Below are 19,698 nucleotides of genomic sequence, written 5' to 3' on the forward strand. Positions count from 1 at the left end.
CAGAAAACTATGAGCTTTTTCACTGTATTTTCTGTTAAAACATTTTTTTAGGGTTCTTATATAAACTTTGCTTCCTGCATTTTCTTCATGCAGTAGAAATCAATTATTTATCCTCCAATAAAAAGACCCCATCACGAAATGATGAGGTCACCAATTTACTATTTCTTTTTTCTTCTAGCCCCGTAAAAACCAAATAAGAGAATAAACCAAACGGGTGTCAACAATAAGGCTGGGCGCGTCGCATCAGAAAACAGCATAATAATAAGAATCACAGCAAACAACGCTAGCACAACATAGTTTATAAATGGTGTTAACGGTGCTTTGAATGTTGATGCTGCATGCAGCTGCGGACGCGTTTTTTTATATCTTAGATGGCAAATCAAAATGATACTCCACACCCAAATAAAACAAATAGCGCTAATAGTTGTTACGATGCCAAAAGCTTGATCTGGTATCAGTTTGCTTAACAAAGCTCCCGCCGAGATAACCAGCGTAGATACAAACAATCCGTTGCTTGGTACGTGGTTTTTGTTCAGTTTTGCAAACGTAGATGGCCCTTGGTCATTTTTACTTAAATTATATAAGATACGGCTTGTTGAAAACATTCCGCTATTACAAGCAGAAGCGGCTGAAGTTAATACAACAAAATTAATAATTCCAGCAGCAAGCGGAATTCCGACTAAACTAAAGGTTTTAACAAATGGACTTTCTGCTGCATTTAATTCCATCCACGGGTTAATAAATAAAAGGACGATAAGCGCTCCAACATAGAAAAATAAGATTCGCAGCGGAATTTTATTAATGGCCGATGGAATATTTTTTTGGGGATTTGATGTTTCCGCTGCCGATACCCCTACCAATTCAACCCCCACGTATGCAAAAATAACCATTTGGAATGAAAGTAAGAAACCTGAAACCCCGTTTGGAAACAGTCCTCCATGATTCCAAAGGTTTTGAACCGTAACCGATCCTGCATCCGTTTTAAATCCGATTACCAATAAAATAACGCCAATAACAATTAACGCAAGAATCGTAATAACCTTTATTAAAGCAAACCAAAACTCTAATTCTCCAAATAATTTTACGGTTAATAAGTTAAGCCCTAATAAAATAATCACACAAATAAGTGCAGGAACCCACTGAGGGATATCGAACCAATATTTCACATATACGCCAACGGCAATCACGTCAGCCATAGCTGTCATGATCCAGCAAAACCAGTAGGTCCATCCCGTTACGAATGAAGCCCACGGTCCAAGATATTCCTCAGCAATATCCGTTAACGATTGATAACCTGCTTTAGACAGCAGTAGTTCTCCTAGCGCTCTCATCACAAAGAAAAGCGCAATACCAACAATTAAATAAGCAAAGATGATAGAGGGACCTGCAAGCTGTATTGCTTTACCAGAACCTAAAAATAATCCCGTCCCAATGGTTCCTCCAATCGCGATTAGCTGAACATGACGATTGGATAAATCCCTCTTTAATTCTCGTTGTTCCAACTCTAACTCCTCCTAACAATAAAACCTTTGATACAATCGTGCGGACTACAAAATAAAGTCCAATAAAAAAAGAGATTGGATGCGCTCCAATCTCATGGTCATAAGAATAACAAATATTATGGTACATACTAACAATTAGTAACATGCCAAATAAATATCCGGTACTCTTCTGTCCTTTTGCCTGAGATTGTGAACCCTTCGGCGTCGCGAAACTATCGCGATCTCTCCAGAAGCTGCTCCTGCTATAGTGTGATCCATAGCAATCATAGCTTTCTACGTATTAAATTTTTCAGTCAATAGAATGACTGTCGAATAGTTGTTTATTCTAATACCAGTTGGATGCTTTGTCAATAGGAAAAATTAGTTTCATTTATTTTTCTTATTTGAAATATGATACTACATAAAAACCTTGTTCCTTTACTTGTGATAAAGACCTCCTTATTACAAAATTACAAACAAAAAAGAGCAGAAGCCGATCTGCCCTTTACTCTTTTTCTATTCATTTCTTTAACGTCAAGCTCACCACATTCTCTACATGTGCCGTATGAGGGAACATATCAACAGGTTGAATATAATCCACATGATAAGCCTTCGACAGCTGCTGCACATCTTTCGCTAATGTGGATGGATTACAAGATACGTAAACCATTTTCTTTGGCTTTACTTGTAAAATTGTTTTTAGAAGCTTGTCATCACAGCCTGTTCGCGGCGGGTCAACAACGATAACGTCTGGCTTCCAGCCTTCTTTCACCCACTGCGGCATCCATTTCTCAGCCGGACCCGCTACGTACGTAGCATGCTCAAACCCATGATCTTGGGCATTTTTTCTTGCGTCTACAATCGATTCTTCAATCGTATCCATTCCGCGAATTTCTTTGGCGTCTTTAGCAAGCCATAAGCCAATTGTCCCTACTCCGCAGTAAGCATCTACAATTTTTTCACTGCCTGTTAGCGCAGCTGCTTTTTTTACTTCGTCATATAGCTTCACCGTTTGAAGAGGATTCAGCTGGAAAAATGCACGCGCTGAAAGTTCGAATGAGATATCACCTAACGTTTCTTGAATCACCGATTTTCCAGCGAGCGTAAACGTTTCATCTCCAAAAATAAGCGATGTTTTTTGGCCGTTTACGTTTTGTACGAGCGATTTCACTTCCGGTAGGCGGCGCTGAATTTCTTTAATCAGCAGCTCTTTTTTCGGAATTTCTTTTTTAGCCGTGATCAAGACAATTTGCACTTCACCCGTTTCAAATCCTACTCGAGATACGATGGTACGTACAATACCACGGCGTTTGCGTTCATTGTAGATAGGAATTTGAAGATCTTGTAAAATTCGTTTTATTTCTTTTGTCACGTGATTCGTAGCTTTATGCTGAATGGGACAGTTTTCAATATCAATCAAGCGGTGAGAATTCAGTCCGTACAAACCAGCGATGACTTTTTGTTTATCTACGCCGACTTGAAACTGAGATTTATTACGATAGCGCCAAGGATCTTCCATACCAATCGTTTGGCGGGTTTTTTCCTCTACTTTTTTTAATGAACTGTGACGTTCGAACGCTTGCAGAACAATATCGCGCTTGGATTCTAACTGACCTTCATAGGATAAATGCTGAAGCTGGCAGCCTCCGCACTGGTCGTAAATAGGACAGGGCGCTTCTACGCGATGAGGAGATTTTTTGCGAATTCGCTTGATTTTCCCTTCGGCAAACTTATGCTGGACATTTGTTGCTTCTACAACCACTTCTTCATTTGGTAATGCTCCCGGCACAAAGACGACTTGGCGCTTAAAATATCCTACGCCTTCTCCATTAATACCAAGTCTTTTTATCGTCAACGGAAATGTTTGTCCTTTTTGAACTTTCATTTCAGTTTTTGGTTTATTCATGAGACCAACTCCGATTAGTTTAAATTCTTTATATAGTTATTAACGGTCCTTAGCTGCTTAAAACCTAGTAGACCGTATCGCTTTAAAAAAGACATCAACGCATATTATAACACTTCAACAGCAAAAAACCGACAGGAGAAACATTCCCATCGGTTTTTATCGTTATTTCGTTTTAGAAAAACTTTTCTTCATTTGTTTGCGTTCGTTCATTAAATCATCAATACTTTTAAACGTATAGCCCTGCTTTTTTAAATCTACAATCGCTTGATCTAACGCATCTGCGTTATCCTTTGAAACGGTATGCAAAAGCATGATCGCACCCGGATGTATTTGAGCCATCATATTGTCGTATGAGTAGCGCCAGCCTTTTTGTTCATTCACTTTCCAGTCAACAAATGCAAGTGACCAAAATACATTCGTATAGCCTTCTTGCTTTGAAAGAGCTAGCGTTCGCTCGCTAAATACACCTCTAGGTGAGCGAAGATACTTCATTTCATCACGACCCGTAATATTCTTGTATTCATCTTTTACTTTTTGCAGTTCCTCTTTAAAACGCGCATCATCCACTTGAGTTAAGTCAGGGTGATGCCATGAATGATTCCCAACAATATGCCCTTCTTTTACCATTCGCTTAATAAGCTTAGGCTCTTCTTTTAAATAATGTCCTGTTACAAAAAACGTCGCAGGAACCTTTCTTTTTTTGAGCACGTCTAATACCTGCGGTGTATAGCCATTTTCGTAACCGTTATCAAATGTTAAATAAATATTTTTTTTATTTGTATCTCCGAGGTAAAAAGCATCATACTTAGCAAGAATTTGTTCATAAGCTGTACCAGCGGATGCGGGCTTGTGATTTTTGCTTTTTTGAAATCCCCAGCTGATCGGAGTGTTTGGATACATTTGTGCTTCAACAGATGCTATGCCTGTTGACATCACGAATAAAAAAACGAGAAAAAAGGTGAACCGGCGCATAAGAAGCTCCTTTCGGAAGTCATTTTACGCTTAGTATCCACTCAATTTTCTCGTTCATGAACGTTACTTTTTACCATACGCTCCGGACGTATGCTTATTTAAATACAGGTTCTTTAAATTGCTCAAGCTTTTCAAATGAAGACTTGTCGACATCTGCATGCAAGCTGTTTCCGTGTGAATCCATCGTCACTACAGCTGTAAAGCCTTCTACTTTTAAATGCCACATTGCTTCAGGAATACCGAACTGCATCAAATCAACGCCTTCTACGCTCTTGATGCAGTCAGCATAGTACTGTGCAGCTCCGCCGATCGCATTTAAGTATACGCCGCCGTGCTCTTGAAGAGCAGCAAGCGTTTTAGGACCCATACCGCCTTTACCGATAACCGCGCGGATACCAAATTTCTTCATAATATCTCCTTGGTAAGGTTCTTCACGGATACTTGTTGTTGGTCCTGCAGCGGTTACGTGCCATTTTTCATCTTCATCTTTTAACATAACCGGACCACAGTGATAAATGATTTGTCCATTTAAATCAATTGGCGCATCGTGATCTGTTAAATGTTTGTGAATGGCATCGCGCCCTGTGTACATCATACCGTTGATGCGCACCACGTCGCCAACTTTTAATTCACGAATTTGCTCTTCTGTAATAGGTGCTTGTAATATAACTTCTTTTGTTTCATCCGCATTTTGCTTCTCTTCTGCACCTGCATTGTTATTAAAATCTACTTCTTCGCCTTCTTGATACAGCCACTCTTGAACGCTTCCTGTATCAGCATTGATTTTAATACCTAAGCGACGGTAAGCCCAGCAGTTATACGCAACTGACACATAGAAGCTAGCAGGAATACGATTGATTACGCCGACTTTACAGCCAAGTAATGTCGTTTCTCCGCCAAAGCCCATTGTACCGATTCCTAACTTATTGGCATTTTCCATTACATACTCTTCTAATTCTTTAAGCTGAGCGTTTGGATTTTCGTCATCTAAGTTTCGGAACAGCTGCTCTTTTGCTAATTCATAGCCTGTTGTACGGTCGCCACCGATTCCAACACCAATGACGCCGGCGCTACAGCCTTGGCCTTGCGCTTGGTATACTGAGTGCATCACACATTTACGAATGCCGTCTAAATCACGGCCAGCTCGACCTAATCCTTCTACTTCACAAGGCAGGCTATACTGAATGTTTTTGTTTTCACAGCCGCCGCCTTTTAAAATGAGACGCGCATCAATATAGTCATTTTCCCACTGTTCAAACTTAATAACCGGCGTGCCTCCGCCTAAATTATTACCGCTGTTTTCTCCCGTTAACGAATCTACAGAGTTAGGGCGAAGCTTTCCGTGCTTTGTTGCTTCTTCAATTGCCCAATAAATCGCTTCTTTAATTTGAAGCTGATTCACTCCTACAGGGGTTTTAATTTTAAATGTTGGCATACCTGTATCTTGACAAATTGGCGATAAATTATCATCCGCCATTTTAATATTATTGGTAATGGTCGCTAAAGACATTGCTGCACGCGTTCCTGCATTTTCACGCGCTTTTGCCTTTGCGATAGCACGTCGAACGTCTTTTGGCAATTTTGTAGATGTTTCAACAATTAAATCGTACATGCTTTGTTTTAAAGCTTCAATCATCACTTAATTCCTCCCATATCCCGCTAATGTATGTATTTATCTATCTGTCGTACAACTTTCAAAATTTATTATACTCCTTCAAAAATTGTTTCGAAAGACCTTTATAGGAGGATTTCCACTTCAAGCAAAAAAGCGCTAGTTTTTCTAGCGCTTTTTCCTTTGTTCATTCTTTATCTTTTTTAAACTGCTCACATTTTGCTTCGAGGTCATCAATCATTGTAATCAAACGGTCAATGTCTTCTAGGTCTGTGTTTTCAGGCTCCATGGAGTCTAATACGTGTACAAACATATTTAAACGATCTTTTAAATAACGTACTTGTGAATCTTTATCTCGAACGGCGTTTCCCATTTTAAACCCTCCTGATATAGCTTTTCATTCGTATTTCTTTATATCCTAACGAATACTTTCATATTTGACAACTAAAAGCAATAAAATCCATAATAGTCACTGGTGTCCGTTTTGAATGAGACGTATAATTTAGTCTAGCAGGACGGACCGTGAGATGTTTTCATAATCATTTCACTTTACGGAAAAATAAAAGGAGTTTTTTTATGGCCACTTTACAACGAATTACCCCGGAGTTCGATCCGTGGGAAGCGTATTTAGATATGAAACAATACGGCAAACCGACGCTCACAAACGTTGAATTTACAACAACGACGCTTTGTAATATGCGATGTGAGCACTGCGCAGTTGGATATACGCTGCAGCCAAAAGACCCAAACGCACTGCCGCTTGATTTAATTTTAAAACGTCTCGATGAAATTCCAACTCTTCGAGCGTTAAGCATTACGGGTGGAGAGCCGATGATGTCTCTATCTTCTGTGAAAAATTATGTGGTGCCTTTATTAAAGTATGCACATGAACGAGGTGTCCGTACACAGATTAATTCAAATTTAACATTAGATCTTGCTCGTTACGAACAAATCATTCCTTATTTAGATGTTTTACATATTTCTCACAACTGGGGAACGGTGGACGACTTTGTGGAAGCTGGCTTTGCAATGATGGAGCGAAAGCCTACTTATGAGCAGCGCGCCAAATATTTCGACCGTATGATTGAAAACAGCCGCGCGCTTGTAAAAGCAGGTGTAACCGTATCAGCTGAAACGATGTTAAATAAACGTACGCTTCCTCATATGGAAAAGATTCATCGTCAAATTGTTGATGAAATGCTTTGTCAGCGTCACGAAGTACACCCTATGTATCCAAGTGACTTTGCCAGCACTCTAGAAACATTATCTCTTCCTGAAATGCGTCAAGCTATTCATCACCTTCTTGATATCCGAGATGAAAATGTGTGGATGCTATTCGGCACGCTGCCGTTTTATGCATGCAGCAATAATGAGGAAGACTTAACCCTTTTACAGCGCTTATATAGCAGTAAAAATGTAACCGTTCGAAACGATCCAGACGGGCGCTCTCGCCTAAATGTCAATATTTTTGACGGAGATATTATCGTAACTGATTTTGGTGATACGCCTCCTCTTGGGAACATTCAAGATACAAAGCTTACAGACGCTTTTAATACGTGGCAGCAAAGCACAATTTCTAAAGAACTTAGCTGTCATTGTTCAGCAGTGTCTTGTTTAGGACCTAATATTTTGGTGAAAAACAGCTATTATCAAGATACCGATTTTAGCAAACTCCAAGCGAGCATTACAAAATAACAAAAAGAGATTCCACCACTGGAATCTCTTTTTTGTTATCTCGGCTGATCGTAAGCCCCAAAGCTTAAGGAAACATAATCTTGTACTGGAATCCATGCTCCAATTCCTTGAGACGTTACATTTCTCACCACAATTGAACGCTTGCTTCCTTTTACCGTTACATACACTTCTCCATATGTTACTTTTCCTTTTTCACTTACAGCAGGCGTATACGCATACAGATAACCTACTTTTTTAGGAGCTACGTTATAGACCTGGTCTTTTTTCGTTCCGGCACCTACAAACGTTTGAAATGATAAAGTGAGCTTTGTTTTTTTAGCTGCTTCAATTAGCATCATTTGTTTAACATGATCAGGCTGAGGCACTTTTGCTGTTAATCCGCCTTTTACATGGCTTTGATTTTCCTGGCTGTACATCATTTTGTACTGAGTTTTTCCTGCTCTGTTATCATAATGATTTGTATTGATTCGCTGGTGCTGCCAGTTAACGTTTGTTTCTGTTGATTCGTAATTTAACGGCCACTGTCCTAAAAAGATGGTTGCTCTGAATCCAATTGCCCATGGAGTTTTAGAAATGTTTGATTCATTTAATATACGAATTAAATCAGGGTTGTCAATTTTTACATTTGATGTTTCAATGAGCTCTTTTGTAAACTCACTCGGCTGCAAATATGGCGTGTCTTGACTAGCATTTGGATACGTATTTTCTTTTGAAATATTTAAAGCTGAAGAAGGCACGTTGATGGTAGGCTGAGCTGTTTTCGCAATGGCGATCTTCGTTGAACATGAAAATGAAATAATGATGGTAAACACAAATAAAAGCAATTTACGTAACATCTAGAAACTCCTTTCAACATCGTTAATGAATGCAACCATAGTTTTTTCAAACATCCCCTGTTTTATCCTGAATACCAAAAGGGAAATTCTTCTATTCACTCACAAAAAAGAAACGTCCACATAAAGTGAACGTTTCTTTTTTAAATAAGATAAAAACCAATTCCCATAATAATATAAGCACCTAAAAGAGTTGCGCCTTCAAACCAGTTTGTATCTCCGTCATTAGAAATCGCAATCGTTAAAAATACAGCTGTTACCATCGCAATCAACTCAGGCCAAGTAAAAACAAGAGACATTTGGCTTTCGAACATTAGCGAAACAAGTACTAATATCGGTGCTACAAACATCGCTACTTGTAAAGTTGATCCAACAGCAATTTCAACCGCTACACCCATGCGGTTTTTAACGGCCATAATAATAGCCGAAGCGTGTTCTGCTGCGTTTCCAACAATCGCTACAATGATGACCCCGATGAACAGCTCACTCCAGCCAAAGCTTTCCGATACAATTTCGATTGTGCTAACCAAGCTTTCGGATACGTAAGCTACAGCTAACGTAGACAAAAAGAGAACCGCAATCGCTTTCCACATTGACCATTCTGGCTCCTCATGTTCTTCCACTTCTTCACTTTTATGCTGATACACGCCTCGGTGCGTTACCAGCTTAAAAAATAACGCCGCTAAGTACAAGATGATGAGAATAATGGATATTCCGACACTCAGGGACATGGTCTTCGCTTCGTCCATTTCGCTAGCAAAAACTTCAGGAATAACAAACGCAACGATAACAGCAAAAATTAACAATCCAGAATTATGTCTTGCATCATAGACATTAAATTCTTGGCGCTTAAATTTTAATCCCCCGATGAAGAATGAAAGACCGCCTACAAGAAGGAGATTTCCTAATACAGAACCGGTTAACGATGCAAGCACCACAGCTGTAAGGCCTTCTTTTAGAGCAAAAATAGAAATAATTAATTCTACAGCGTTACCAAACGTAGCATTTAATAGACCGCCTATTCGAGGACCAGCTACAACAGCTAAGCTCTCTGTTGCTCTTCCCATAAAAGCTGCGAGGGCAATGATTGTTAAACAGTAAATAATAAACATAAGAACATCTGACCAGTGCATCATGTGCCCAATAACAGATAGCGGCACCCCAAGAATAACCGCTATAAGAAAAATCCGATTGATCATCGATATGTACACCTACCTTATTCATTTTTTGACAACAAAATCAATCATATCAAATTAATGGAATTTGTATAGACTCACCGTCAATGTTAGTATTTTTAACCTATTTTTATAAAAGATAAACCCTTAATTGATTTTTGATTAAGATAGTTAAAAATCAGCCAAACTACCAAGGGTAAAAAGATATAATAAGGAGTGAAAAAATGAGCAATAATGATGTGAAAAATCAAATTTTATCCGTACTGGATGACTATACAATTGGAACGTTAGCTACAATTCAAGATGGAAAACCTTATTCACGCTTTATGATGTTTTTTCATGAAGACCTTGTGCTCTACACCGCCACCAATAAAGATACCCATAAAGTCGAAGAACTAGAAAAAAACCCTTACGTTCATATTTTGTTAGGCTATGATGGGCAAGGTTGGAGTGATCCGTATGTAGAGGTAGAAGCCAAAGTAAATGTAGAAACAAACGAAGAGTTAAAAAAGAAATTTTGGAATGAAAAGTTAAAAGAGTGGATTAAAAGTCCAGACGACCCAAATTATTTGCTTCTTCAGCTGACCCCTGAACGCATGCGCTATTTTGATAAAGCCGGAAGCAAACCAAAAGAAATATAAAAGTGGACATTGTCCACTTTTATTTTATTTCGAAGGTTTCTGTCACTTCTATACTGTCAATAACCGACTGTAGCATTGAGCAATTTTTTCGGGCTAGCTCAATCGATTTTTCAATTTTGTCTAATGGCAGGTCTTCTCCTGTGATGATATAGTGCAAATGAATTTTTTCGATTCGCCCCGCTTTTTCATCATTTCGCGTCACATCAGCTTGGATGCGTAAATCGGAAAAAGCAATTCTTTTTTTCTCTAGAATCTTTCTCAACACGCCTCCGCTGCAAACAGCAATGGACGATACCATTAGCTGATAGGGACGAAAGCCATACTCTTCATCTCCGGCGATATGTAGCTCTCCATAAGGAAGATTTGTTGTAAACCCCGCCTCTTTTTTCATGTTAAATTCCATTTTCTTCACTCCTTTACTTCATTATAAACCGCTTTTTATATAACCAACTACTCTTAATATGGATACTTGTTACACCGTCACCATAAAAAAATCCGAACGAATTTGATTCTCCATCAAGAATCTCGATTCATCGTTCGGATCTTCCTTCAACTAAACTACTTTTGTCTCAGCCTTTTTTATGACTCTATGTTAAATTAATTTTCCGGCGCGAATATCATTTGTCATTCCTTCGTAAGGCGCTTGAGCGATAACTTCCTCATTGTTCACTCCAACATTTTTGATAAATGTAATGTCAGCAAATTCCGGAACCACGTATTTTGGATATGTTTCATATTTCTCACGAGACTCATGCATTAAATCAAGATGATCATTTTGATAGCACACGGTAATTTCAGGATGTTCATGTACCCATTTTGGGAAGAAAATAATGCCGTGCATCCGTTTTTCATCAGGCATAAAGTTCAAAGATACATCTGTTCCAGTCGGCTCAGTCCACGATACTTTATATACACCTTCTGTTAATTTCACAATATCTACTTTTTGGTCGCGAACCCATCGTCCTGCCACCATTCCGCTATGAATACGATAATCGATTGTATTTTCGTTTTTGATATAAATTTCATATTCCCATCCGTTTTCGTATGTGTAAATCATATGATTTCCAATAAATTTTTCCATGTCTATACCTCTCCTTTGGTTTATAAAACTTCGTATATATCTAGCACAACGCTGTCTGGATTTCTCGCAGCAGCGCCTATAAACAGGCTGTTCTGTAACCACTTATACTTTGCGCTTCCTGTTTCAAAGACAGGAAGCGTGCGGAAATATAAATGCTCTGGAGATACAATTTTACCTTCAGCAGCTTGTTCTCTAAATTCTTCGCTAACCTGACGGATTCCGTTGTTTTTAATATAAATAAGCTCATCATCTTCTGTTTGAATTACATATCGTGCAGATAAATCCACGCGTCCATCCCAACGAATAATTTGAGAATCCGCTCCGCTTGGAAGAATGGAACCTTTTATCTCTCCATCTGCAGTACCTGATTTAATGGGAATAAACTGTTTTTTTCCCAATCCTGTATGACCGATGACAATTGGTGTGCCGACATTAATTATGAATGTCGCTATTTTCTTAAGTACTGGTTCTATCATAGCGATCACCTCTTTAATGTAAACAAAAACATGTAACTATTTACATGTTTTATTCTATTCTTCTTATACAAAGATGTCAAATTAACGGCACAGCACGTCTACATCCTTGTCAATAAAGCGTTTTCCTTGTACGATTAAACAGTTAGATTGACAAAATATAGATAAAAAGAGGTTGAATGCTATGAGTGGTACTCATAAACAACGTTTCTGGATTTTAGTCAGCCTTGTCGCCATTTCTGGATTCAGCCAAGGTATGCTGCTGCCTTTAATTGCTATTATTTTTGAGAAAGACGGCCTTTCCTCTACTATAAACGGATTAAACGCAACTGGATTGTACCTAGGCATCTTGTTTATTTCTCCGTTCATGGAAGCGCCGCTTCGTAAATACGGATATAAACCAATTATTGCAGCAGGAGGACTTTTAGTTATTGTATCTTTAGCTTTGTTTCCTTTGTGGAAATCTGTTGTTTTTTGGTTTGTGCTCCGTTTATTTATTGGAATAGGAGATCACGCGCTGCACTTTGGTACTCAAACCTGGATTACATCATCTTCTCCTGCTGATAAACGAGGTCGAAACATTTCATTGTACGGGCTTTTTTTCGGTATTGGTTTTGCGGTTGGCCCTTTAATGACGCCGTTAATTGAGATTAATCAAGCGCTGCCTTTTATGATTTCATCCGCTCTATGTCTTCTAACGTGGGTGTTTTTATTTTTGATAAAAAATGAATTTCCTCTACAGGAAGTGGAGGTTAATTCATTAAAAGAAACGGCTAAGCGATTTTCTAAGGCGGCTAAGTATGCTTGGATTGCTTTTTTGCCGCCTTTTGGATACGGATTTTTAGAATCATCACTGAACGGAAGCTTTCCTGTATATGGCTTACGAATCGGGTTGCAAGTAGAGTTTATTTCACTCCTCTTGACTTCCTTTGCAGTTGGAGCTATTGTATTTCAGCTTCCTCTTGGCATACTGAGCGATAAATTGGGACGAAAGCCGGTATTAGGATGGATTTTATCACTTGGAGCCGTGACGTTTTTTACAGCAAGTCTATTGGAAGACACCGCTATTCCATTAATAGCGTGTTTATTTATAGCGGGCATGGTTGTAGGCTCTACGTTTAGTTTAGGAATCAGCTATATGACGGATTTGATTCCTGCTCGTCTACTCCCTACAGGTAATTTACTATGCGGCATTGCTTTTAGTATCGGAAGCCTTGCCGGCCCTTACATAGGGGGCACGTTTATTCAGTTCTTTCACCATATCAGCTTTTTTAATATTATTAGCGGGATGCTTGGCTTTATTTTTATTATTCTTTTTGTATTCGGACAAAAAATGCCTATGCAGCAAAAAACAAGCGAGAACCTATAGGTTCTCGCTTGTTTTTTAAACTTTTAGGGTTCGATGCTGAAGAGCTGATTTTTCAATTTGAATCGTCGCATGCTCAATGCTGCAGTGATCATGTACTAAATCGATGGCTTTTTGCAAAATTTGCTGACAATCTTTTTCATCTTCTACGCGCATATGACAGCTCAATGAGTCCAGTCCTGAAGTAATCGTCCAAATGTGTAAATCATGCACATCTTTGACTCCTTCAATGTTTTCAAGAAGGTTTTTTATTTCACTGTGATCCACTCCTTCAGGAGAGCCTTCCATCAAAATATGAACACTATGAGCAAGCACGCCCCATGCGCTTTTTAAAATTAATACAGACACAACTACAGAAATAATAGGGTCAGCAACATACCATCCAAAGAGCATCATAAGAAGCCCCGCTACAATAGCTCCAATAGATCCTAAAGCATCTCCCAATACGTGTAAGTAAGCGCTGCGTAAATTTACGTTTCCTTTTACATCCCCTTGTCTCATAAGTGACCAGGCGCTGATTAAATTAGCAATTAAACCAACAGTAGCAATCAGCATCATGCTGCCGCTTGCTACAGACTGCGGCTCTAATACGCGCTGATAGGCTTCATATATGATAAATCCTGCTATTACAAACAGTGCCACTCCGTTAAAAAGAGCCGCTAATATTTCAAACCGATAATAACCGTACGTTTTTTTAGCCGATGCGGCTCGGTTAGCAAACCATATCGCTACAAGGCTAAGAGCAAGTGAGCTTGTATCAGACAGCATGTGTCCGCTATCGGATAACAACGCTAGACTATTTGTAAAAAGCCCTCCAACAAACTCAAGAACCATAATACCCGCTGTGATAATTAGTGCAATTAACAGACCTTTTTTGTTGCCTTCACGCTGTGTATCAAAATGGTGATGGTGACCATGATGATGGTGGTGATGATCATGACTCATGCAAAGCCCCTCCTTTTATTCCTTATGTGCGCATTCTACGTGCTGAATTACTTGATGAAGTATTCCAACCACGTGTTCATCATCATACGTATAGAAATACGTATTCCCTTCACGGCGATATTTTACTAAACGTAAATGACGCAAGTGAGTTAACTGATGTGAAATAGCTGATTGTGAAACACCAAGCACTTCAACCATATGACCGACTGAACACTCTTCTTGAAATAGCAAATAAAGAATTTTCATTCTCGTAGGATCTGAAATAGCTTTTAGTATTCTTGATGCTTCTTCTACTGTTTGAGGTGATAAAAACGAATGTTCATCTTTTTTCATAACATCTCTCCGTTCATTATATGCAAGTATATGAGCATATGTTCATATATAAATTATAAAACACCTTTTTCTATATAGTCAATTATTTACGTCTTTCAAAATTTTTTTGCCTATTTTTTAAAAAAATCCACACAAAATACTTTTTCTGTTATATAATACAATTAAATATAATAAACTGTATTAAAACAGACGGAGAGGAGAATAATAAATGAGCAGACAAGAACGCAAAAACATGATTACATTTATTGAAACAATGAAGGGGATTGACCGTGAAACCTTAATGTACATGACGGATGCTGATATCGAGCACATTTACACTTCCGCTTATAAATATTATGAAGAACATTTAGATATGTAGTACGTTTTTTACAGAATGCAGACGTCCAGCTGCATTCTGTTTTTATTTTTTAAGCGTTAGCTGTTACCTCCTTGCTTGTTCCGTGCTATACTATACTAAATATCCCAATTTAAAAGAGAAGAACTGAAAAAATGTGCTGCTATCGCTGAGATGGCAGCTTTCGTGTTTTTTTAGGGGTAATGATTGTGATTATTCTTCTCAATTATCGTTCAAGGAGGATTTGTATGGAAAATGCGTTACCTAAAAAACAAGAACAAACGCCTCAAACGTCTTCTGCTGTCAACGTATTAAAAACACATGGTGAACTCATTGCTGCACTGTTAAGCGGCGTGCTGATTTTAGCCGGCTGGCTGCTGTCAAAACAGCAGGATACTGCTGTATCTATTACGCTCTTTGTATTAGCTTACGTGATAGGCGGATTTGCTAAAGCAAAAGAAGGCATTGAAGAAACGATTGAAAATAAAGAATTGAATGTCGAAATGTTAATGATTATTGCAGCCATTGGAGCGGCTGTAATTGGCTACTGGACAGAAGGTGCTATGCTTATTTTCATTTTTGCATTAAGCGGTGCATTAGAAACGTACACCATGAATAAAAGCAACCGAGAAATTAGTGCCTTGATGAATTTACAGCCGCAAGAAGCAACGCGTCTGATTGGAGATCAAGAAGAAATTGTATCGATTTCGGATTTACAAATCGGTGACTTGCTGCTAGTTAAGCCGGGTGAACGAGTGCCATCCGATGGTATTGTTGTCTCAGGTCAAACAACGATTGATCAGGCTGCTATTACAGGGGAATCTGTTCCTGTACTAAAACAGCTCGATGATGAAGTATTCGCGGGCACGGTGAATGTGAAGGGCGCCATTACCATTAAAATGACAAAGCCAAGCGCTGAGACGCTGTTTCAAAAGATCATTCAACTTGTTCAAACGGCTCAAAGTGAAAAGTCGCCTTCTCAATTGTTTATTGAACGATTTGAAGGCACATACGTAAAAATTGTTCTATCGGTTGTAGCAGTTATGCTATTTCTCCCACACTATGTGCTTGGATGGAGCTGGACCGAGACATTTTACCGTGCAATGATTCTCTTAGTTGTAGCGTCTCCTTGCGCCTTGGTTGCATCTATCACTCCTGCTTCTCTGTCTGCTATTTCAAACGGAGCAAAAAAAGGAATTTTGTTTAAAGGGGGCGTGCATTTGGAAAGGTTAAGCCATTTAAGCGCAATCGCTTTTGACAAAACAGGAACGTTAACAAAAGGAAAGCCAGAAGTAACAAATGTTATTGTCCGTTCTGATATGAACGAACGGGAATTTCTTGTTAAAATCGCATCAATTGAACGTCAGTCCAATCATCCGCTTGCTCAATCCATTGTTGACTTTGTGAAAAATAAGCAGGAATTGACGCTCGTTCAGCCAGATTCGCTTGAAGACGTTCCCGGATATGGTGTCATTGGGTCTCTTCAAGGAGATACGTGGAAGATAGGAAAAGCAGATTTTGTAGGTAAAAAAGATGCAGCTGAATTTGAAAATGGGATTTCATCTACGCTTGCCAGTGAAGGAAAAACGATTGTGTACGCAAAAGACCAGCATGGTATCGTAGGATTGCTTGCGCTAAAAGACGTTGTACGAACAGAAGCTGTAGACGCTGTTAAATCTCTTAAAGAACAGGGTATTCATACCGTCATGATTACAGGAGACAGCGAAAAAACAGCCGAAGCCATTTCAAAAGAATGTGCAGTCGATGAATACATTGCAGAATGTTTGCCTGAAGCGAAAGTAGATAAAATTAAAGCGTTAAAAGAAAAATTCCCTACCGTTTCAATGGTGGGAGATGGCATTAACGATGCACCTGCTCTGGCTACTGCTAACGTGGGAGTAGCCATGGGAGAAGGAACGGATGTGGCACTTGAAACAGCCGATATCGTTTTAATGAAAAATGATTTATCAAAAATTTCGGATGCAGTAGCTCTTTCCAGACGAATGAACTCAATTGTGAAGCAAAACGTTATTTTTTCTATTGCCGTCATCTTTTTATTAATTTGTTCGAATTTTTTCCAAGTGCTTGATATGCCATTTGGTGTTATAGGTCACGAAGGCAGCACCATTTTAGTTATATTAAACGGCCTTCGCTTGCTAAAATCTTAACGCAAAAAAGCCTAACGTATTTGTTAGGCTTTTTATTATGGAAATCAATGCCTTAATGGTAACCGTTTTGTCCGTTTTGGCTGTTGCTTGTTTTATGCTTTGGCTGGCTCTTTTTATTTTGCTTTGTATTGCTTCCGTCTTTTTTTGTATGCTTTGTCATGATGTAAAACCTCCCTTTCACTTTGTTAGTATGCTCATATCTTGCGAATGATTTCATCCCAATTTGTGACTATGAAGATTTAACTCGACGGTCGTAGAAAATAGCGTTAATTTCTCCTCCAATAACGATAATCATCCCCGATAGGTACAGCCAAATAAGCAAGATAATAATTCCGCCCAAGCTTCCATATGTAGCTGTATAGTTATTGAAATGATTTACGTAATACGCAAACAGCATCGATACCACTGTCCATCCGACCGTAGCAAAAGCCGCTCCTTTTACCACATTTCGAATCAGCAGCTTTTTATTAGGAGCAAAGTAATATAACCCCGTAAAAACAGTAAACAAAATGAGACCGCTGATAATCCAGCGGGAAGCAGACCATAAAGCGAGAAAAGTTTCTGAAAACCCAAACGTAGACGATAAATAAAGACCAATCATATGACCGAAAACCGGAAGTAAAAGCGCTACAATAATAACAAATATCATCGCAAAAGTAAGGAGAACTGCCATACCTCTCGCCACTAAAAAAGGCCGATTTTCTTGTACGTGATACGCTCGGTTAAATGCTCTTACAATCGCATTAATTCCATTTGAAGCAGACCACATCGTCGCAATGATACCAAAGGACAATAGCTTTTCATTATGAGAACCAATGATATGGGAAACGTTGCTTTCAATCATGTGCAGCGTTTGCTGTGGCGCTACATTTTCGACCAAGTCAAGCAGGTCTGTTGATTCCAATGGCAAAAATCCAATCAGCGTAATTAAGAAAATTAAAAAAGGAAATAGCGAGAGCAGCAGATAATAAGCCAATTCAGCTGATAAACTGGGGAGCTCATCTCGATGAATGCGGCCCATCAGTTCTTTGCCAAACCTTACGATGTTATTCATGTACATTCCAGCCATATGTGCCTCCTTATTTATTTTTGTTCATCACCATACTTCTCCACAAATGCTTCTTTTGTATCGTTTACAATTTCCATCACCTGAGGCGTTGTTTCTTTTAACTTTTCTACTTTTCCTGCTACAAATGATACATCTTCAGAAACTTGCTCGATGGTCGTACGGATGGTTTCATATTTCTCTTTGACAGTATCCGTTACAAGTTCAGGGTGCTGAATAAGATTTGTTGTTTTGTCTTTCAGTTTTTTACTTCCTTGAATGACGGAGCTTCTTGTTTCTTTATCAAATAAAGAAACAGCTCCTCCTATAATTGCTCCAATGACAATACCTTCTACTAGCTTATTTCGTTTACCCATTTGTCGTTTCTCCTCCGTTTTTTATTTTTTAAGTATCGCTTATTCCGAGAAATGCTTCTCTATAATTTCGTCTAAAAGAGCCTTGCATCCTTCTTGAACTAAGTCATATACTTCGTCAAAATTTCCCGTGAAATAAGGATCAGGCACATCTTCAATATGTAAATCGGGCACAAAATCCAAAAGCCTTGCAATATAACCTGTTTTAGTATGTCCAGCCATCCTTCTCAGATTTCCTACATTTTCGACATCCATTCCAATAATATAATGGAATTTAGCTACATCCTCTTGAATCACTTGTCTTGCTGTTTGCCCTTTAAAATCAATGTTGTTTTTCGTTAAAATAGACTGCGTCCCTTCATGAGGAGGATTGCCTTTGTGCCAGCCTCCTGTGCCTGCAGAATCTACGTGAATTTGTCCTTCTAGCCCTTTTTTCTTCACCATATCTTTAAAAACCGCTTCTGCCATCGGTGAACGACAAATATTTCCCAAACAAACGAATAATACGTTAATCATAGTCTCGACTCCTTTCCCTTATTACAAACATTATATACAATCATTTTTAAACTAAAAAATAGTTTTCTTTTATTTATATCGTTTCCACTCTTCTGTGGATAAGAACCTGACATAAAAGTGTTCACACGATAAAAACATGTTACAATAAAAAAAACGCAACTGGAAGGATGAACAAAGTGGATTTATCAGTAAAATCTCCAGAGAATATTAAACATATGGTCGATAGCATTAGTGAAAAATTGCGCATGCTAAATATCGGAGCAATTAAAGCTGAAGCTTTTGACGAAGAAATGTATGAAGACTTAAAGTACTTATACGATATGGTAATGAGAAAAGATTCTTTTAGCCCAAGTGAAATGCAAGCGATCGCGGAAGAATTAGGTACACTGCGTAAACAAGCTTAATGACAACTCCGTCAATGACTAATAGCCATTGACGGTTTTTTCTACATTTTTTTCTATACATGAATGCTGCACCTTTTAGCGAGCAAATAAGAGTTAAATCGTTTACATACACATAGATGAAATATTCCCAAAAATCTTTCTTTTTTATTAGGAATTGACGTTTTTATTATTTGTCTATAGAATGTATCGAAATACCTAAAGCTCGTATAGTCTTGGAAATAGGGTCCAAGAGTTTCTACCGAACTACCGTAAATAGTTGGACTACGAGGGTTGAACATCATTCATACTGCATTTTTATTCTTCTTTATGTTCTCCCTTACATAGTCCTTCATTGTTATTCAGTT

21 protein-coding genes and 2 riboswitches are annotated in these 19,698 nt (G+C 38.6%); of the genes, 6 read left to right on the forward strand and 15 right to left on the reverse strand.

The annotated features are described in order from the left end of the window. Positions 1-158: 158 nt before the first annotated feature. From MMB68_RS22315 to MMB68_RS22335, 5 genes are all read right to left on the reverse strand, one after another. Positions 159-1,502 (reverse strand): amino acid permease, encoded by a 1,344-nt coding sequence (locus MMB68_RS22315; protein ID WP_221813414.1) that lies wholly within the window; start codon positions 1,500-1,502, stop codon positions 159-161. A 159-nt stretch (positions 1,503-1,661) separates the two neighbouring features. Continuing rightward, positions 1,662-1,742: riboswitch (glycine riboswitch) on the reverse strand. A 259-nt stretch (positions 1,743-2,001) separates the two neighbouring features. Then, positions 2,002-3,387, reverse strand: a complete 1,386-nt coding sequence (gene rlmD / locus MMB68_RS22320; RefSeq protein WP_277549334.1) for a 23S rRNA (uracil(1939)-C(5))-methyltransferase RlmD — start codon at positions 3,385-3,387, stop codon at positions 2,002-2,004. Positions 3,388-3,549: 162 nt separating this feature from the next. Next, positions 3,550-4,359, reverse strand: a complete 810-nt coding sequence (gene pdaA, locus MMB68_RS22325) for a delta-lactam-biosynthetic de-N-acetylase (protein WP_221813514.1) — start codon at positions 4,357-4,359, stop codon at positions 3,550-3,552. 94 nt (positions 4,360-4,453) lie between these two features. Then, complete coding sequence (locus MMB68_RS22330; protein ID WP_260507850.1) at positions 4,454-5,995, reverse strand: fumarate hydratase; 1,542 nt, start codon at positions 5,993-5,995, stop codon at positions 4,454-4,456. A 163-nt stretch (positions 5,996-6,158) separates the two neighbouring features. Continuing rightward, a complete protein-coding gene (locus MMB68_RS22335; protein ID WP_013081532.1) occupies positions 6,159-6,344 on the reverse strand; it encodes an SE1561 family protein in 186 nt (61 codons plus the stop codon). A 203-nt stretch (positions 6,345-6,547) separates the two neighbouring features. On the opposite strand from MMB68_RS22335, the gene yfkAB reads away from it, so the two are divergent. Continuing rightward, the gene (yfkAB, locus tag MMB68_RS22340; RefSeq protein WP_277448530.1) at positions 6,548-7,666 is read left to right on the forward strand and encodes a radical SAM/CxCxxxxC motif protein YfkAB; all 1,119 of its coding nucleotides are present in this window, start codon (positions 6,548-6,550) and stop codon (positions 7,664-7,666) included. Positions 7,667-7,701: 35 nt separating this feature from the next. On the opposite strand, the gene MMB68_RS22345 is transcribed toward yfkAB, so the two are convergent. Next, entirely contained in the window at positions 7,702-8,502 is an 801-nt protein-coding gene (locus tag MMB68_RS22345) for a YfkD famly protein (RefSeq protein ID WP_221785767.1), read from the reverse strand. Positions 8,503-8,642: 140 nt separating this feature from the next. Next, positions 8,643-9,698 carry a calcium/proton exchanger gene (cax, locus tag MMB68_RS22350; protein WP_034263745.1) on the reverse strand — a complete coding sequence of 352 codons (1,056 nt, stop codon included), beginning with the start codon at positions 9,696-9,698 and terminating at the stop codon, positions 8,643-8,645. Between the two features lie 200 nt (positions 9,699-9,898). Here cax and MMB68_RS22355 point away from each other — a divergent pair, with 200 nt between their 5' ends. Next, positions 9,899-10,315, forward strand: coding sequence for a pyridoxamine 5'-phosphate oxidase family protein (locus MMB68_RS22355; RefSeq protein WP_013055138.1), 417 nt, complete (start codon positions 9,899-9,901; stop codon positions 10,313-10,315). A 19-nt stretch (positions 10,316-10,334) separates the two neighbouring features. Here MMB68_RS22355 and MMB68_RS22360 read toward each other — a convergent pair whose 3' ends face one another. From MMB68_RS22360 to MMB68_RS22370, 3 genes are all read right to left on the reverse strand, one after another. Next, entirely contained in the window at positions 10,335-10,718 is a 384-nt protein-coding gene (locus tag MMB68_RS22360; protein ID WP_028410135.1) for an OsmC family protein, read from the reverse strand. Positions 10,719-10,907: 189 nt separating this feature from the next. After that, positions 10,908-11,396, reverse strand: coding sequence for a phenolic acid decarboxylase (locus MMB68_RS22365; protein ID WP_264408811.1), 489 nt, complete (start codon positions 11,394-11,396; stop codon positions 10,908-10,910). Between the two features lie 20 nt (positions 11,397-11,416). Then, the gene (locus tag MMB68_RS22370) at positions 11,417-11,872 is read right to left on the reverse strand and encodes a DUF3237 domain-containing protein (RefSeq protein WP_277549335.1); all 456 of its coding nucleotides are present in this window, start codon (positions 11,870-11,872) and stop codon (positions 11,417-11,419) included. Positions 11,873-12,053: 181 nt separating this feature from the next. On the opposite strand from MMB68_RS22370, the gene MMB68_RS22375 reads away from it, so the two are divergent. Next, complete coding sequence (locus MMB68_RS22375) at positions 12,054-13,238, forward strand: MFS transporter (protein WP_221785764.1); 1,185 nt, start codon at positions 12,054-12,056, stop codon at positions 13,236-13,238. 15 nt (positions 13,239-13,253) lie between these two features. Here the strand turns inward: MMB68_RS22375 and MMB68_RS22380 are convergent, their stop codons facing one another. Continuing rightward, the gene (locus MMB68_RS22380; RefSeq protein WP_221785763.1) at positions 13,254-14,180 is read right to left on the reverse strand and encodes a cation diffusion facilitator family transporter; all 927 of its coding nucleotides are present in this window, start codon (positions 14,178-14,180) and stop codon (positions 13,254-13,256) included. A 15-nt stretch (positions 14,181-14,195) separates the two neighbouring features. Then, positions 14,196-14,513, reverse strand: a complete 318-nt coding sequence (locus tag MMB68_RS22385) for an ArsR/SmtB family transcription factor (RefSeq protein ID WP_221785762.1) — start codon at positions 14,511-14,513, stop codon at positions 14,196-14,198. A 208-nt stretch (positions 14,514-14,721) separates the two neighbouring features. On the opposite strand from MMB68_RS22385, the gene MMB68_RS22390 reads away from it, so the two are divergent. Together MMB68_RS22390 and MMB68_RS22395 are read left to right on the forward strand one after the other, a co-directional pair. Continuing rightward, positions 14,722-14,871 (forward strand): BH0509 family protein, encoded by a 150-nt coding sequence (locus MMB68_RS22390; RefSeq protein ID WP_013055132.1) that lies wholly within the window; start codon positions 14,722-14,724, stop codon positions 14,869-14,871. Positions 14,872-15,095: 224 nt separating this feature from the next. Further along, entirely contained in the window at positions 15,096-17,015 is a 1,920-nt protein-coding gene (locus MMB68_RS22395; protein ID WP_221785761.1) for a heavy metal translocating P-type ATPase, read from the forward strand. A 229-nt stretch (positions 17,016-17,244) separates the two neighbouring features. Here the strand turns inward: MMB68_RS22395 and MMB68_RS22400 are convergent, their stop codons facing one another. From MMB68_RS22400 to MMB68_RS22410, 3 genes are read right to left on the reverse strand one after another with little or no spacing between them, the layout of a single operon-like run. Beyond that, complete coding sequence (locus MMB68_RS22400) at positions 17,245-18,084, reverse strand: YihY/virulence factor BrkB family protein (protein WP_013055130.1); 840 nt, start codon at positions 18,082-18,084, stop codon at positions 17,245-17,247. A gap of 14 nt (positions 18,085-18,098) precedes the next feature. Next, positions 18,099-18,437: a YtxH domain-containing protein gene (locus MMB68_RS22405; protein WP_221785760.1), complete on the reverse strand. Its 339-nt coding sequence runs from the start codon at positions 18,435-18,437 to the stop codon at positions 18,099-18,101. Positions 18,438-18,476: 39 nt separating this feature from the next. Further along, positions 18,477-18,950 (reverse strand): low molecular weight protein-tyrosine-phosphatase, encoded by a 474-nt coding sequence (locus MMB68_RS22410; protein ID WP_013055128.1) that lies wholly within the window; start codon positions 18,948-18,950, stop codon positions 18,477-18,479. A 176-nt stretch (positions 18,951-19,126) separates the two neighbouring features. Here MMB68_RS22410 and MMB68_RS22415 point away from each other — a divergent pair, with 176 nt between their 5' ends. Next, entirely contained in the window at positions 19,127-19,354 is a 228-nt protein-coding gene (locus MMB68_RS22415) for a DUF1128 domain-containing protein (RefSeq protein WP_013055127.1), read from the forward strand. A gap of 182 nt (positions 19,355-19,536) precedes the next feature. Beyond that, a riboswitch (purine riboswitch) is annotated at positions 19,537-19,638 on the forward strand. Positions 19,639-19,698 lie beyond the last annotated feature (60 nt).

It is taken from the genome of Priestia sp. Y58, assembly GCF_029522095.1.
Lineage (GTDB): Bacteria > Bacillota > Bacilli > Bacillales > Bacillaceae_H > Priestia > Priestia megaterium_E.

Excerpts from the sequence above, each read along its gene's own strand:
- rlmD (WP_277549334.1), bottom strand. The coding sequence starts at position 3,387 with ATGAATAAACCAAAAACTGAAATGAAAGTTCAAAAAGGACAAACATTT.
- pdaA (WP_221813514.1), bottom strand. The coding sequence starts at position 4,359 with ATGCGCCGGTTCACCTTTTTTCTCGTTTTTTTATTCGTGATGTCAACA.
- MMB68_RS22330 (WP_260507850.1), bottom strand. The coding sequence starts at position 5,995 with ATGATTGAAGCTTTAAAACAAAGCATGTACGATTTAATTGTTGAAACA.
- MMB68_RS22335 (WP_013081532.1), bottom strand. The coding sequence starts at position 6,344 with ATGGGAAACGCCGTTCGAGATAAAGATTCACAAGTACGTTATTTAAAA.
- yfkAB (WP_277448530.1), top strand. The coding sequence starts at position 6,548 with ATGGCCACTTTACAACGAATTACCCCGGAGTTCGATCCGTGGGAAGCG.
- MMB68_RS22345 (WP_221785767.1), bottom strand. The coding sequence starts at position 8,502 with ATGTTACGTAAATTGCTTTTATTTGTGTTTACCATCATTATTTCATTT.
- cax (WP_034263745.1), bottom strand. The coding sequence starts at position 9,698 with ATGATCAATCGGATTTTTCTTATAGCGGTTATTCTTGGGGTGCCGCTA.
- MMB68_RS22355 (WP_013055138.1), top strand. The coding sequence starts at position 9,899 with ATGAGCAATAATGATGTGAAAAATCAAATTTTATCCGTACTGGATGAC.
- MMB68_RS22360 (WP_028410135.1), bottom strand. The coding sequence starts at position 10,718 with ATGGAATTTAACATGAAAAAAGAGGCGGGGTTTACAACAAATCTTCCT.
- MMB68_RS22365 (WP_264408811.1), bottom strand. The coding sequence starts at position 11,396 with ATGGAAAAATTTATTGGAAATCATATGATTTACACATACGAAAACGGA.
- MMB68_RS22370 (WP_277549335.1), bottom strand. The coding sequence starts at position 11,872 with ATGATAGAACCAGTACTTAAGAAAATAGCGACATTCATAATTAATGTC.
- MMB68_RS22375 (WP_221785764.1), top strand. The coding sequence starts at position 12,054 with ATGAGTGGTACTCATAAACAACGTTTCTGGATTTTAGTCAGCCTTGTC.
- MMB68_RS22380 (WP_221785763.1), bottom strand. The coding sequence starts at position 14,180 with ATGAGTCATGATCATCACCACCATCATCATGGTCACCATCACCATTTT.
- MMB68_RS22385 (WP_221785762.1), bottom strand. The coding sequence starts at position 14,513 with ATGAAAAAAGATGAACATTCGTTTTTATCACCTCAAACAGTAGAAGAA.
- MMB68_RS22390 (WP_013055132.1), top strand. The coding sequence starts at position 14,722 with ATGAGCAGACAAGAACGCAAAAACATGATTACATTTATTGAAACAATG.
- MMB68_RS22395 (WP_221785761.1), top strand. The coding sequence starts at position 15,096 with ATGGAAAATGCGTTACCTAAAAAACAAGAACAAACGCCTCAAACGTCT.
- MMB68_RS22400 (WP_013055130.1), bottom strand. The coding sequence starts at position 18,084 with ATGGCTGGAATGTACATGAATAACATCGTAAGGTTTGGCAAAGAACTG.
- MMB68_RS22405 (WP_221785760.1), bottom strand. The coding sequence starts at position 18,437 with ATGGGTAAACGAAATAAGCTAGTAGAAGGTATTGTCATTGGAGCAATT.
- MMB68_RS22410 (WP_013055128.1), bottom strand. The coding sequence starts at position 18,950 with ATGATTAACGTATTATTCGTTTGTTTGGGAAATATTTGTCGTTCACCG.